Consider the following 14,070-nt stretch of genomic DNA (forward strand, 5'->3'; position numbering starts at 1 on the left):
GCCCCTTGGCTTTGCACGAAAAATCGTACAAACGAGAGCGCGAAGCCAGCCGAACGCGGGGGTTTGCACGAAAAATCGTTCAAAACTGATTTTGGGGACAGGTATCCTTGCAATGGCAGAGCACTTCAGCTAAAATGAAAATAGTTATCATCACATGTGGCGAAGCACGCCCCGATTTTCCTTCAGTTAGAAGGAAGTCGGGGCGTTTTTGTTAGCCGGGAAAGGGTGAGGGACTTGAGTTTCGAAATCGAACATGAAAAATGGCTGAAGAAACATTTGTCCAGTCGTTATGGGGAACGGAAAGATGCGTTGAGAAGGGGGCATGGGTACGGCAACCGCCTCTTTGCAGAAAAAATATGGTGGTCGCTCATGGGCGATTTCACGGGGCTGCATCCGGAATACGAGATAAAGGATTGGAGGGGGCGATCCTATTACGTAGACTTCATATGGACATTGGGCGGACATCGGTTCGTATTTGAAATAATGGACTATGGCTCTCACGGCACCGATCGTACGAAATATCGATTGGACCTGAATCGCGGGTTGTTTCTACAAGCACAAGAGTGTCGCGTGCTCACCATTTCATTGGATGAGATGAAAGAAAATCCATCGTTCGTGCTTGCTATGGTACAGAGCGTGCTGGCCCCCTATCTTGCGGCAAGCCAGAGCGGGTCCGGAACAGTCTATCGGAAATTTGGCAAAATCGAGCGTCAATTGATGCGTCTAGCGATCCGGCACGGTCGTACCGTTTATCCGCCGCAAGCTGCGAGAGAACTGGAAATTCACAAGCAGACCGTTGTCAAGTACTGCCGAAAGTTGGTGGATCAAGGAAAGTTTCGTGCAATTCCGTCAGGAACTTCTGGAAAAATATATCGTTATGAGTACATTGGAACAATGCAAAGTCCTGACCTATTATAAAAACAAATTGCGAACAGCCCCTCTCACGCAGCAGATTACCCGATAGCAGGGGCTAGACTCGACAGTATGCCGATTCGTAAACAGCCCTTCTTACTTGATCGAACGCAGCAGATTACCCGATAACAGGCGCGAGACTCGACACCTTGCCGATTTGTGAATGGGCCAATAAGACGTCGGCTTTTTGATGATAGTTCACTGAAAAATGAATTGTTGGGAAAGGAAGATTTGCTACAATATAAATGAAAACGCTTGCAGAGCGGGGGCGGAGCTTTGGGCGTCAAACGGGGTCGGCTTGCTCACCGTGACCGGACAACTAATCAGCAACACGATTCCGAATTCGATCAACTTTGGCATTTGGTGGGACGTCAAGTTGCTGCGGGAGCTTCTGGATCATACGGGAGGCACCGGGAAGATCGACAAGTGGAATTATGATAACGGCGGCAGCAATCAAACGTTGGCATATCGTCGCCCATAACGACGGCACTTACAAGTTGATTAGCCAGCACAGCGGCAAAGCGCTCGATGTAACGGATCATGGGACGGCTAACGGCACCAATGTGCCAAATCTGGAGCGACAATGGGCTTCCGGCCCAGAAGTGGACATTGATCAAGCAGTAAGGTTGTGTCAAGTATAAAGGCAACAATGCCGCATCATCGAGAGAGTGCGTACACTAGGGCGAAACGAAGATTAGGAACGGTATTCGGAGAATGCGTACGCACTTTAAGCGGGAAAGGGGCTGGCACCCCAGCCCTTTTTTTCTAATTGGATCCCTATCCAGTCTAACCGTGCCATTAGACCCATACAATTTTCGATCCATGCGCGGTTATCATGCAACCGCTTGATGTTCCTTATGCTTCGCACGGTATCCAATCCAAATAACCGCAGCGATGAGAGCGATAATAAAGGACCATTTCACAACCGGCGCTTCGAATAGACCATGAATCAGCGGTTCTTCGGTAATCATTTTGCCTGCAGTCAGCGCAAGCACCCCGGTCCCAATATATATGATAACCGGAAAGCGCTCCATCAGTCTCAGGATCAAGGTGCTTCCAAATACGATAATCGGCACACTGATCAACAGCCCGATGACCACTAGCATGAAATGTCCGTGTGCGGCGCCTGCGACAGCCAGGACGTTGTCGATCCCCATCACCGCATCAGCAATGATGATGGTCCGAATTGCCGCCCCGAGCGTTACCCCCGCTTTTACGTTGTCATGCTTCTTCTTGTCGGACAATAAGTTATAAGCGATCCAGACGAGAAGAACCCCGCCTGCCAGCAGAAGTCCCGGAATTTTCAACAGCCATACGGCTACCAAGGTGAACGCTGCCCGGATCCCGATGGCGCCAACTGTTCCCCATACAATGGCCCTTTTCTGCTGATGACTCGGCAGCTTCCGTGACGCCATGCCGATGACAATAGCGTTGTCTCCGGCCAGAACAAGATCGATTACGATAATGGAACCGAGCGCCGCCCAAAATTCCGCCGAGAATAAATCCATGAGTAGCAGCCTCCTTACTTATGCGATGCTGATCTTACTATGTTCACTACGAGCAAAATCATGCATAACGGCCAAGCAAACCTGCATATCATGAGGTACTTCTGTAATTGTGCCAATCATGCAAAGGAGGCCAGTCCAAACCATCATGGCGCAGATCTCCAAGGGAGAAGCCAAGCGGCGGCAAATTCTGATCCTCATTCGTCAGTGTGAGTCGGAAAATCGGCAGCCATCTGTTCGATTTATGATGGAGCGCACTGGCATTCGCTCGTACGATGCATTGAGCCGGCATATTAAGGTGCTGCAGAGCCGGGGCGAGCTGAAACAAACTTTCAGGCTGTCAGGTAGACAGTAAGGGAGGGAAGGCTCGCGGAACATGGAACAAGGCTGTCCCAAGTCCGGACAGGAGCTTGGAACAGCCTTGTTCTTGCCGGCGGAGAATTACGCCGCTTCCTGCTGCGCCAGTTTTTTGCGGTAGACGAATTTGGACAGGCTGACGCTGATTTCATAAAGCAGGAACAAGGGGACGATGACCAGGATGTCCGATACAATATCGGGCGGTGTAATCGTAACTGCTATAATGGTCAGTATGAAATAAGCGAGCTTGCGCGCTTTCTGAAGACGAACCGGGTTGATGATGCCCAGCTTCGTCAGAAACATGACAACGGCCGGCATTTCGAACAAGAACGCAAAGGGCACGGTCATGTTCACCATGAAGCGGAAATACTTCTCGGCCGTGTACATCACAAGAAATTCTCCGGACATCCGTTCCAGAAATTCAAGCACCATCGGAAAGAGAATGAAATAGCCAAAGCAAAGTCCGATGAGAAAAAGCAAGGTCAATACCGGCACATACGCGAGCGTGGAACGCTGCTCCTCCCGGGTTAGGGCAGGCTTGACAAACCGCCAGGTCTGGTAGGCGGCGACGGGGATCGTGGCCGCAATGGCAAAGACGCCGGCAATCAGCAAGTACACCCAAATAATATCGGTTGGACCCAGAATGGCAAGCTTGTCCTCCAGGCCGCGCACGAGCCATCGATACAAATCCTTGACATACAGAAACGAAGCGCAGAAGGCGACCAAGAACGCCACAAGTGTACGAATCAGGCGGCTGCGCAATTCCGCCAGATGGCTGACGACGTTCATTTCAGTTTGCTGCATCGGTTGTTCCTCGTTCTTGCACGTCAGTGCGAGTTTTTCTCGGCTGCTTGCAGCGATTTGCCGGAAGCGTCTGTTTCATCCTTGTTGTCGTTGTTGACGAGCTCGCGCGTGGCGCTTTTGAACTCGAGCAGCGTGCGGCCGAAGGCGCGACCAAGCTCTGGCAGCTTGGAAGGCCCGAATATGATTAGGGCTATGATTAATATCAGTATAAGCCCGCCAATGCCAATATTGCCGAAGGGCATAGAAGTCAACTCCTTGTCATAGGTTGGGTTGCTGGCTGAACCTGGGTCAAGTCCCGATTAGCTCAGTCTGAACCCTGTGATGGCGACAACAGCAGGGCGAGGTTGATTGTCGCCTGGCCGGTGCGGCCACATGCTGGTCGGATTGCTTGGATCTTCAGTATTTTCACCCGGATGCTGAACAGCCAGGAACAATGTGCGCTCATCCGGCGTGAACCAAGGGCCGGTCAGCTCTGATTCAACCGGTCCGGAGGCGAACTGCAGCGCTTCTCCTGTGCTCGGTCCGGTAGTCGGGATAACGAACATGCCATTGTTTTTGAATGATTTGAATACCCCGGAGTTCAGACTGCTGGAGGAAATGTCTGTCACTGTCCAAAGGTTTCCGCTTGCGTCAAAGGTCAGATTGTCTGGTGCGGAGAAGCCGCTTTGGCGTCCGCCAGCCGCAAAGATTTCAAAGTCGAAATTCATGGCGCCCAAGTCACTGTTCTCCTCGAAGAAGCGGGTAATATGGCCGTGAATGTTGCCATGGCTGTCGTTGTTCGTATGGGCAATGAACAGTGTGTTGTCGAACGGGCTGATTTCAACGTCTTCCGGACGGTCCGTTGGCGTTCCGCCGAGCAGCATGGCCGCATCGTGCGCATGTACGACTACATCGCCTTGTGTCTTGAATTTCGCCAGCAGCTCGTCCTTGTTGGAGGCTTTTTCCGCTGCTGCACGTACAGCCTCGATCGTCATAGCCACCCATGCGCCCTTTTTCATGTTTGCCACATAGAGCGTGCCGTCTTCCAACAGCCTCGAGTTGTTTCTGCCAGCTGCGGGGTCATACTTGCCGTTGGAGATAAACTTGTAGACACAGGCATCCCTTTTGTCATCGCCCATGTACACAACGACTCGTCCATCCTTGGACAGGCCCATTGCAGTGTTCTCGTGGTTGAACCGGCCGAGCGCGGTATGCTTGCGTACCTGCCAGTTGGCATCGAACGGATCCACTTCGATAACCCAGCCATAGTGGGTATCATCCAGCCCGGCATCGCTCGCAGTTCTCTCGAAATTCTCCTCACAGGACAGCAGGGTATTCCATAAAGTCATGCCGCCCGAACAGTTGGCGAACGTTCCTTGCACGCTTGTTGCACCGTTGACGGATGGCGTGCCGGCTGCAGGGCCGGTCAGCGTGAAGGGAGTCAGACCTGTTACGCGTCTGCCGTAAACCGAGGTCGGATCCATCTTCCATACGCCGTTCTGATCCCGGTACACCTTTAGAATAGAGCCGCCCTGATTATAGAGCAGCTTCTCAATTTGGGCGTTCGTCAGCTTGCCGTTGACGGCTTCGCCCTCCACCCACAATGGATTCGTATACTCATGGTTGACCCAAAGCAACCCTTCCTCGTTCGAACCGTTAATGGGGAAAAATACGGTGAAGTCGTTGTTGTAACCGAACGTATCTCCTGCCTCATTGATCACATCGCCATAAGCTGCGATAACGTCATACTTGAAGCCGCTTGGCAGAACCAGCTCATCTCTGTCAGTAGGATCAATGGGATTGAAATAACCGGAGACGCGATTTGTCTTGAAGCCGAACAGATGGTCGGCTGTTGCGGCTTGTACCTTGTCAGTCAGCGATCCGAGACCAGCCGATGCTGCAGCCAATGCGGCTGCGCCGCTGCCGAGGTAGGTAAGGAAGGTGCGGCGGTTCATTTGGCCCGGCTGCTTTTTTTCCTCATGCAGATCGACTTGTTCTTCTTGTGTAAGCTTTTCCATTCGAATCTCTCCTTCTATCTATGAAATTCAATTGCTTTCACAGATAGCATAGCGGAAGAGTATTAATTGAAGGTCATCCCGATTTGAATCCTTTGTAAAATTGTATGAAAATGATGTAAGGAGAGGGGGCTATTTCATGAACCAGCGGATGACATACGTGACGAGGGAGAGAACGACGCTTAAGACGAGGCAGGTGACAATGGGGAAATAGAAAGAAAACCCTTCTTTCTTGATGGCAATATCGCCGGGCAAACGGCCAAGATGAAGAAACTTGCTGGCGAATGGCCATAGCAAGCCAATCACGATCAGACCGATGCCGGCGAAAATAAGCAGCTTGGACATATTCATGCAAATTCTCCATCCTCTCGTATAAGGTATTTGCGCAAAGCAGCCGCCCCTTGATTAGAAGGGCGGCGATATTTTGCAGCGTCAGCCATTTGCGTCTGGCTATAGCTTTTGCTCGCTTGGGGGAATGGGCGAAGGTTGCGAATGTTCGTCAACTGGCTCGTTTACTTCGGATTCAGGGTCAGATCGAAGCGTCTCCTCGGACTCGGATGCATGCAGATCTTGCAACCCGTCGGCATCGCTTCCATGCTGTTCAGCCAGCTGCCGCTCTAGACGGCGAAGCTGCCGCTGCAGGCGATATTGGCGTACCATGCCGATGGAGCCAATACTCAGTCCCCCTAGCAAAGCGGAGATCAGGATTACAAGAATAAGCGGGAAATCGGCAGATTGGCCGAACCAGTATTGGACGGGTACAGGGTCCATATTGGCTAGCGCAAAAAGCGTGATTAATAAAGCAAAAACAAGTGCTGCAATCAGTGTCCATTGCATGCGCATAGCGCGTCATCCTCCTCTTCTGCAAACACGGGGCAAGCCAACCAACGGTGCTGATGTTATAGTTTCCCCCTTCTCCTGCCATTATACTATAATGCATATTCCCTTCTAAATCTTATTTTTCCCGCAATGCAGGGTGACAGGCTCGCTGTTGTTTCCTCGATCCTTCAATTTCGCAGACGGGTGTCTCCACTTGTGCTGAAATAGTAGTACTACCAATAAATAAGGGTAGGAATGTTATAAATACGAATGAAAACAGCGTTATAAGCCGCATGTATTACCCGTTTACCATTAATTGTGGAAGCGAGAGTAAGTATTTATAGCAAAAGGGTAATAGATCATTCGTCATAAAAGAAAAGCTCGTGCAAACAGTGAATTCCCTACCATTAAAGAATAGTAGTACTACCATTCATATTCGTATGCAGCATTTGTCAAGTATGGGAAAGTGAAAAAGTTGTATGATTCTACAGAAAAAAAAGAGGCAAACCGGAATATTCCAGTCGGCCTCAATATTCCAATGGCGCGTGCATTTCCTTCGTGTTGATCCTTTGTCTCCAGCCATCCGAACGAGTGGCCTCCTTGGGCCGGCTTGGGCGGCAGATCAAGCTGCTGTTACTTCAATAGCTTGGCTGTCTCTTCCATTTCTTCGATGATCGATTCGAACACACTCATCGCCTCGGCGATCGGCTTCGGCGAAGACATATCGACACCGGCTTTTTTCAAGATGTTAATCGAGAAGTCGCTGCCGCCGCTCTTCAGGAAGCCCAAATAGCGGTCCACAGCCGGCTGCCCTTCCTCCAAAATTTGCTTCGAGAAGCTCGTAGCGGCAGAGAAGCCCGTCGCATATTTATACACATAGAAGCTGGTGTAGAAATGCGGGATGCGCGCCCATTCCATTGCGATATCCTTGTCGACGACCATGCGATCGCCGTGATATTTCTTGTTCAGCTCATAGTAAATGTCGCTCAACAACTGTGGAGTAAGCGCCTCGCCTTGCTCGGCCTTTTCGTGAATGATCTTCTCGAATTCGGCGAACATCGTCTGGCGGAAAACGGTAGTGCGGAACTGGTCGGCATAGTAGGTGAGCAAGTACATCTTGCTCTTCGGATCTTCTGTACGCTTGAGCATGTAGTCCATCAGCAGCGCCTCGTTCAGTGTAGACGCTACCTCTGCGAGGAAGATCGTGTACTGCGCGTCACGATACGGCAGATGGGTATCCGACAAGTACGAATGCATCGCATGGCCCATCTCGTGCGCCAGGGTGAACATGCTGTTCAGATTGTCCTTGTGGTTGAGCAGCACATAAGGATGGGTGCCGTATGCGCCCCAGCTGTAGGCGCCGCTGCGCTTTCCTTCGTTCTCGTAAATATCGATCCAGCCTTCCTCAAAGCTGCCCTTCAGCACCTTCAAGTATTCCTCTCCGAGCGGCTCGAGGCTTTCAATCACTTTTTGCTGCGCTTCCTCATAGGGAATGGTCATCTTGGCTTCTTCAATGAGCGGAGCAAACAGATCGTACATGTGCAATTCGTCTACGCCGAGCATTGTTTGGCGCAGATCCAAGTAACGCTGGAGAAGCGGCAGGTGTTGATGGATCGTGTCAATCAGGTTCGTATACACTTCCTTCGGAATGTTGTCGCCATAAAGGGACATTTCCAAAGCAGACGGATAATTGCGGACCTTGGCATAAAACAGGTTTTTGGTTACATTCGCATTCAGCGTAGCAGCAAGGGTGTTTTTCTGCTTGGCGTATGTATCGTACATCGCCTTGAACGCATTTGCCCGCACTTCGCGGTTTTCACTCTCGAGGAATTGTATATACGATCCGTGTGTCAGATCGCGTTCTTCTCCATTCTCGTCCCGTACCTTAGGAAACTTCATGTCCGCATTGTTGATCATGCCAAAAATCGTGTTAGGCGCTTGTGAAAGGTTGCCGACTTGAGCCATGAGCGCTTCCTGTTCTTTAGGGAGCACATGCGGTTTTTGGCGGAGCATTTCCTCCAGTGTAAACTTGTAAGCAGATAGTTGAGGATCGTCGATAAATCCCTTGAGCGTCTCTTCAGGCAACGCCAATATTTCCGGGGTAATAAAAGACAAGGCTTCGCTAACTTCGACGCTTAGCTTCTTGGCTTTTTCAGACAAGGCCATATAGGTTGGATCGGCTGTATCTTCGTGATGACGCATGTTGGCGTACACATAAAGTCTTTCCATATGCAGCGAGATGTCGTCCTCCAGCTCGAAACAAGCCTTTACACTGGATGCATCTTTCAACGTGCCCTGAAATTCGGCTACTTTGTCCAGTTGCTTCTTGACGATTGCATACTCCTGATCCCATTCGTTCTGATTAGCGAACAGATCCTCCAGCTTCCAACGATGCTCTGCTGGCACGTCGGAGCGCTTGGTTACTTGGCTACTGGTCTGGCTCATCGAACTCCTCCCATCACTTTGACGAATCGTCCGGATGCTGAAGCTCTCCTGGCTTCCTCCGGTTTGGCTGCCGGTCTCGCGGTCTGCGAGCATTCCGGAAGTCTGCACAACTGCTGCGCATAAAGCTACCGTGCAAAAGGCTGCGGCAGCTCGGGTTCCAGCCTTACTCATGGAAACACGCCCCTTCATACCGAAGTTCGTTTTCCATAGTATGGCTTTCTCTTTTATTTATTATAGCGTGAATCCAGGGATGATTACAAAAAAACAAGTCTATGTAAACGAAGTGAAAAAGGCGACGACCAGTGAACCGAACGAGACTAGCACGAGCACTAGCGCAATGATCGCCAAGGGACGGCGCAGGACCTCAGGAATTTGGTCTTTCTTCAGAATCACTGCAAAGGCGAATCCGAAGGAAGCCAGCAAAAAGATAAATAGCGAGGACCAATCTTCCATGACTGTGATCTCCTTTCCGGGAGCGATACCGTTATTTGCTCATTATAAGGGAAGAAATGATTGGCTGTCGATGGCAGCCGGGCAGCCCGCACAGCATGGAGGCCGTGCGGGTCGCCATGAATGATGCCGCAAGACCGAAGCAGGTTTGGAAATTCAAACCTCCCGAAGCTTGGCGAGGATTTCCTCGCGCTCTTCCGGCGTGCCGGGAAAGCGATCGGCTGCGAACCTTTGCTCTGCCCAGTTCATCAGTTCGGGTCTGCTTAGGAACGTATGGGCTTCTTCCCCCCATTGATCCGAGATCTCCCGTACAATAATTTGCCGGCCATGCACTTCCACGTTCAACATGTTCCATTTGTCCGTTTTGTAAATTTGCACTTTTTTGATCATTGATTATGTCCTCCGTTCCGGATCTGCGGGTACGCTTGTCAAGCTGGCACCGGCATCTCACGCCTTATTATAGCATGTTCGCTCCGTTCTACGAAGCTGTCCATGGCATGAATTGGTGGGCCATTGCTAATTGATGTGGTAAGATGGACATGCAAGTGAATGAGCCGCTTGCGTATGAGAAGTGTTGAGATGAGCTGAGAAGAGGAGAGGGTAAACGATGAGCAAGGAAACAAAGCGTCCCGCATCAAGCTTGAGCAAGGCAGATGAGCAAGCGGGAAATGAAAGCCGACAGCCCCGGTACGATCAGGCGGGCATTGCCATGACCTGCCGTTCGTATGCCGAGTATGCGGCAATGTTTGATCTTGGCGAGGACAAATCGCTGCTGAAAGGGCCTGTGCTGGATGTAGCCGGCGGAGCGTCATCCTTTGCAGCCGAGCTGTGCGAGGCAGGGGTAGAGGCTTTGGCCGCCGATCCGCGGTATGCGCTTTCGCCCAAGCAGATTTTGCAGGAAGCCGAAGAAGAAATTCGCCTGTCCACGGCCAAGCTGGATCAAGCAAGGGAGCATTTCGACTGGGACTATTACGGTTCGCTGGAGCAGCATGAACAGCTGCGCAGGCAGAGCTTGGAGCGATTTGGCAGCCATTACAGCTCGGAATCGCGCCAGCAGGCTTATGTGCCGGCTAGCTTGCCGAACCTTCCGTTTGCCGACGATCGATTTGCACTCGTTGTATGCAGTCACTTTTTGTTTCTGTACGGGGATGTTGGCAATGAGGACTTTCATGCACAAGCTCTTAGCGAGCTGTTGCGAGTGTGCCGCCCCAGCGGAGAAGTGCGGATATATCCTCTTGTCAGTCTGCCCGAGTTTCGTCCTTATCCAGAGTTGGACGCACTGCTGGAGAGGCTGCCCCAAGAGCTGGTCGAGGCAAGACTTGTCCCGTCGCGGCTGCCCTTTATCCCAGGCTCCCACACACAGCTGGTGCTGAAGAAGAAGGGATAACGCTAAATGAAAACAGGCTGCCTGACTCGGTATTCTCCGAAGTCGGGCAGCCTTTATCCATTTCCGGGCATGTTAGCGCTCGGCTTTGTGCGATCTTCGATTCGTGCACCATGCTATGCGGCGTTCCTGCGGGACAGATGCGCTGCGAAGAAGCCGACGCTGGCTATAGCAGACAGAATAATAGCGGCGACATACAGCGTATGGGCATCGATGGCATCGTAGACCCAGCCGCCAACCGTACCGCTGATCAAGCCTGCAACGCCCACCCATGTAACCGTGAACACAGCCATGCCGGTTGATTTGTACTGATCCGGCACGATTTGCTGCAAATAACGCAGCGCCGTGAACAGGAACATGCCGAAGGTCACGCCGTGCATCAGCTGAACCGCCGCGATGCCGACCGGCGAAGAGACAGTAAAGGTAAGCAGGAAGCGGATACAGTACAGAATGCCGACAATGCCCAGGAGCGGCAGCTCCTTAAACCGGTGTCCATATTTGCTGAGCAGGAAGAACACCGGGATTTCACTCATGGATGCGAACGTCCACGCGAGACCGACGATAAAATTGCTGGCGCCGCGCTCCTGCATGTACAGGCCAAGAAATCCGTCATTGACCCGATGACCGAGCATGAGGACAAAGACGAGTCCAAGGAAGATCAGAAATTTGCGGGACGTCAGCACCGGTATGATGCCGGAGAAATCCATTTTGCTCATAGTGCCTTGGCGCTCTTTCAATGGCGCACCCAGGATTAGGCTGACAACAATGGTTGCGAACATCAGGTAGACGGTCCATTCCGCGCCAGTCAGGCCGAGCAGCCAGCCGAAAATCAAGCTGGAGGACGCAAAGCCGACGGAGCCCCACATGCGGAAGGACGCGTAGCTTTTTTTCGTGTTGCGGATCGTCAGCAAAATTTGGCTGTCATTCAGTGGATTCATCGGCGTTTGGAAAAAATAAAAAAACAGCATAATGACGGTCAACATGGCGAAGGAGCTATGGTAAATCATGCCGATCACCATGAAAAACTGTCCGGCCAGACAGATCATCAATATTTTCTTGATCGTGTTGTACCGGTCGCTGATGACACCCCAGAACAGGTTGGCAAAAATCCCGGCCAAAGGACCGATGGAGTATAGGGTTCCGATTTCAAGCTTGGAATACCCTTGAGATTCAAAGTACAGCGGCAGCTGCGAAATGATCAGCGCCATAGTCATGTAGAAGCTGAAGGAGAAGGCCTTCAGGTTTAAGAAATTGCGGTTTTGCGCTGCGTCATAGGATGGATCAGCCATTTGGCCAGCTTTCTCTTGTTGCATCGTTTCTCTCCACTCTTTTCTTTTTCTGATTCTCGTACAGGGTTGTATTTATTAATGAAATTTCCGCTATGCACATGCTGGCCAAACTTGCTTATTTAAGATGCCCCATTATGTGCTGTCAGCCGCTTCAGCTCTCTATCTGTTTGCGTTGAGCTTGCCTGTGATCTCGGGAAAACCGCGGCATCCGCTCGTTCCTTCTGACCACGTAGGCTGCAACTGCCAATTCCGCCACAACTCCGAGCGATTGTCCGGCTGCCCCGATCATCGCATTCCAAGAAGGGAACAGCGCCACCAACACGACCAGCAAGGTGATCGTGGTGACGATATTCGCCGATTGCGACCAAACCATCGCCCGAGTTTGCCCGGCCAGCATTAGCCTGCCATTCATGTAGTCCAGCCAAGGGAAGGCCAGAGACAAGATGATAAATACGCGAAGGGCCTGGATCGTTCCATCCAGCAGCTCGCCTTTGGCGCCAAGCATGGCTTCCACAATCCAGTTGCCGAACGAAGTGAAGCCGAGCAGTGCCAGGAGCAGTGCCGGAATCAGGCTTAGCACTGCAACGAACCGCTTGACCAAGGCGGCGTTGGCCTGGAAAAAGTTGAGCACGAGCTGGTGGACGTACGAGAAGAAGCTGTTCACCAGATGCATCAAACTCATGGCTAACGCAAAGGACGCGACAGCTAACGTGAAATCTACGGTTTTGCCCAGCATGATGTTCACCGCAGGCCCGACCAGGACAGAGATGAAGGCGGACAGGACAAACGGTCTGTAAAATTGGAGGATCGGTTTGGTATTCGTCACCGGGTGCTCCTCCAAGCGATTCGGGAGCTTGTTGGCCAGTGTGCGCCCCTCCCAGAACGCAACGGCAGCCTCAATGGCCATCCCGGCGAGAAAGATGATCGCTCCAGCTTGACCGGTACGCACCAGATCGTTCATCAGCAGCAATTGCGCGAGCAGGAACATCGCGGCCAGCCGCACAATCATTCCGATCGTCAGCCACTTCGTTCGCATATTGGAAATGATGATGCCATGATACAGACAGCGGATGCCGGAGAACAGCGTGACGAACATGAGGATGCGGAATGCATCGACAGTTGCCCCGATCAGCTGCTCCTCTACCCCGAATACATGCCGGAAGATCAGACCTCCGATAGGCGTAAAAGCGGCAATCGCCCCAATCAGCATCAATATGGCGAGCGTGCCGAAGGTGACCTTGGACATCGCCCGGAAGGAGACCTTGTCCCTGACAAGCGCGGAGCAAGTCTGCCGCAGGAGCACTGCCGGCTTCTCAATGATGGCCATAAAGCTTAACGCGATCGCATATGCAGCAATGATAGGCGCCGGGTTTTCCGCTCTTGCCAGTGTGCCGTTAATGATGACATGCGAGATCGTTACCAGGCTTGCCGAAATACCCAAAGGAAGAAAAAAAGCGGCCATCCGGCCTGCTGTTACTGTAGTCGTTCGCTCTACGTCCATATCAGCACCCCTTAGTGCATTAGTATATCACGTTTCGCCAAGGACGGATGGGGGGAAAATTTGAAATGTTTTCACTGGTGTGGGACAATTCGATCATGATACATTAAACGTATGGCATTTGAACGGAATCAGACAGCAGGTCTGATCCATGATTGCGGCAAAGAAGGCAGGTTTTGTGGACATGACGGCAAGCAGCGGATTTACATTTGAATGGGATGAGAGACTGGGCATCCGGCTGCCCGTGTTGGAACGGGAATTTGATGCGTTTCTACCGGAGGAGCAGGAAGCCATTCTGGGGGAGTGGGAACAGATCCGGGGAAGTATTCCGGATCGCATTCGCGAGCTCGAGCAGCGCATCAACCTGAAGCAGGACGAACTTGGCAAGGAGCTTGACTTCGCCCGGTCCTGCAGGCTGAACAGCGAAATCGCGGAGCTGGCTTCGCGCATCAACGATTTGCAAATATGGTATCGGGTCAATCAAGAGCTGGATGGGGGAAAAACAGGGAAATCGCATCAGTAGCCATTTTATATTATAATGATGAAACAGGCAGATGGTTTTGCCGGCGAGGGGCGAACGGTACGAGGCAGAGGCAGGAATGGACAGCCTGTC

Annotated in this window: 17 protein-coding genes; 6 read left to right on the forward strand and 11 right to left on the reverse strand. The window is 51.7% G+C overall.

What is annotated here, in order from left to right:
* The first annotated feature begins 225 nt into the window (after positions 1–225).
* The 3 genes from XYCOK13_RS04995 (at position 226) to XYCOK13_RS05005 (ending at position 1,553) form a co-directional block, all read left to right on the forward strand.
* Positions 226–918, forward strand: a complete 693-nt coding sequence (locus XYCOK13_RS04995) for a hypothetical protein (protein ID WP_244865005.1) — start codon at positions 226–228, stop codon at positions 916–918.
* 202 nt (positions 919–1,120) lie between these two features.
* A complete protein-coding gene (locus XYCOK13_RS05000) occupies positions 1,121–1,393 on the forward strand; it encodes a rhamnogalacturonan lyase family protein (RefSeq protein WP_373314324.1) in 273 nt (90 codons plus the stop codon).
* A complete protein-coding gene (locus XYCOK13_RS05005) occupies positions 1,347–1,553 on the forward strand; it encodes an RICIN domain-containing protein (protein WP_244865006.1) in 207 nt (68 codons plus the stop codon). The genes XYCOK13_RS05000 and XYCOK13_RS05005 overlap by 47 nt, the downstream gene beginning before the upstream one ends.
* 192 nt (positions 1,554–1,745) lie before the next feature.
* Here XYCOK13_RS05005 and XYCOK13_RS05010 read toward each other — a convergent pair whose 3' ends face one another.
* A complete protein-coding gene (locus XYCOK13_RS05010; protein ID WP_213410786.1) occupies positions 1,746–2,420 on the reverse strand; it encodes a TerC family protein in 675 nt (224 codons plus the stop codon).
* A 109-nt stretch (positions 2,421–2,529) separates the two neighbouring features.
* Between XYCOK13_RS05010 and XYCOK13_RS05015 the strand changes: the two genes are divergently transcribed.
* Entirely contained in the window at positions 2,530–2,772 is a 243-nt protein-coding gene (locus XYCOK13_RS05015; protein ID WP_213410787.1) for a LexA family transcriptional regulator, read from the forward strand.
* Positions 2,773–2,858: 86 nt separating this feature from the next.
* Here XYCOK13_RS05015 and tatC read toward each other — a convergent pair whose 3' ends face one another.
* From tatC to XYCOK13_RS05055, 8 genes are all read right to left on the reverse strand, one after another.
* The gene (tatC, locus tag XYCOK13_RS05020; protein ID WP_213410788.1) at positions 2,859–3,578 is read right to left on the reverse strand and encodes a twin-arginine translocase subunit TatC; all 720 of its coding nucleotides are present in this window, start codon (positions 3,576–3,578) and stop codon (positions 2,859–2,861) included.
* Between the two features lie 23 nt (positions 3,579–3,601).
* Complete coding sequence (gene tatA / locus XYCOK13_RS05025; RefSeq protein WP_213410789.1) at positions 3,602–3,820, reverse strand: twin-arginine translocase TatA/TatE family subunit; 219 nt, start codon at positions 3,818–3,820, stop codon at positions 3,602–3,604.
* A gap of 57 nt (positions 3,821–3,877) precedes the next feature.
* Positions 3,878–5,512: a PhoX family protein gene (locus XYCOK13_RS05030; protein ID WP_213410843.1), complete on the reverse strand. Its 1,635-nt coding sequence runs from the start codon at positions 5,510–5,512 to the stop codon at positions 3,878–3,880.
* Positions 5,513–5,704: 192 nt separating this feature from the next.
* Positions 5,705–5,923 (reverse strand): DUF2905 domain-containing protein, encoded by a 219-nt coding sequence (locus XYCOK13_RS05035; protein WP_213410790.1) that lies wholly within the window; start codon positions 5,921–5,923, stop codon positions 5,705–5,707.
* 99 nt (positions 5,924–6,022) lie between these two features.
* Positions 6,023–6,415, reverse strand: a complete 393-nt coding sequence (locus tag XYCOK13_RS05040) for a LapA family protein (protein WP_213410791.1) — start codon at positions 6,413–6,415, stop codon at positions 6,023–6,025.
* Between the two features lie 609 nt (positions 6,416–7,024).
* On the reverse strand, positions 7,025–8,836 hold the full coding sequence (pepF, locus tag XYCOK13_RS05045) for an oligoendopeptidase F (protein ID WP_213410844.1): 1,812 nt from the start codon (positions 8,834–8,836) through the stop codon (positions 7,025–7,027).
* 270 nt (positions 8,837–9,106) lie between these two features.
* Positions 9,107–9,289 (reverse strand): hypothetical protein, encoded by a 183-nt coding sequence (locus tag XYCOK13_RS05050; protein ID WP_213410792.1) that lies wholly within the window; start codon positions 9,287–9,289, stop codon positions 9,107–9,109.
* A 153-nt stretch (positions 9,290–9,442) separates the two neighbouring features.
* Positions 9,443–9,676 carry a hypothetical protein gene (locus XYCOK13_RS05055; RefSeq protein ID WP_213410793.1) on the reverse strand — a complete coding sequence of 78 codons (234 nt, stop codon included), beginning with the start codon at positions 9,674–9,676 and terminating at the stop codon, positions 9,443–9,445.
* A 217-nt stretch (positions 9,677–9,893) separates the two neighbouring features.
* On the opposite strand from XYCOK13_RS05055, the gene XYCOK13_RS05060 reads away from it, so the two are divergent.
* Positions 9,894–10,673, forward strand: coding sequence for a class I SAM-dependent methyltransferase (locus XYCOK13_RS05060; protein ID WP_213410794.1), 780 nt, complete (start codon positions 9,894–9,896; stop codon positions 10,671–10,673).
* Between the two features lie 113 nt (positions 10,674–10,786).
* Here XYCOK13_RS05060 and XYCOK13_RS05065 read toward each other — a convergent pair whose 3' ends face one another.
* On the reverse strand, positions 10,787–11,983 hold the full coding sequence (locus tag XYCOK13_RS05065; RefSeq protein WP_244865007.1) for an MFS transporter: 1,197 nt from the start codon (positions 11,981–11,983) through the stop codon (positions 10,787–10,789).
* A gap of 127 nt (positions 11,984–12,110) precedes the next feature.
* Complete coding sequence (locus XYCOK13_RS05070; protein ID WP_213410795.1) at positions 12,111–13,460, reverse strand: multi antimicrobial extrusion protein MatE; 1,350 nt, start codon at positions 13,458–13,460, stop codon at positions 12,111–12,113.
* Positions 13,461–13,641: 181 nt separating this feature from the next.
* On the opposite strand from XYCOK13_RS05070, the gene XYCOK13_RS05075 reads away from it, so the two are divergent.
* A complete protein-coding gene (locus XYCOK13_RS05075; protein ID WP_213410846.1) occupies positions 13,642–13,980 on the forward strand; it encodes a hypothetical protein in 339 nt (112 codons plus the stop codon).
* The last annotated feature ends 90 nt before the right edge of the window (positions 13,981–14,070 follow it).

It is taken from the genome of Xylanibacillus composti (genome assembly GCF_018403685.1).
In the GTDB taxonomy this organism is placed as follows: domain Bacteria; phylum Bacillota; class Bacilli; order Paenibacillales; family K13; genus Xylanibacillus; species Xylanibacillus composti.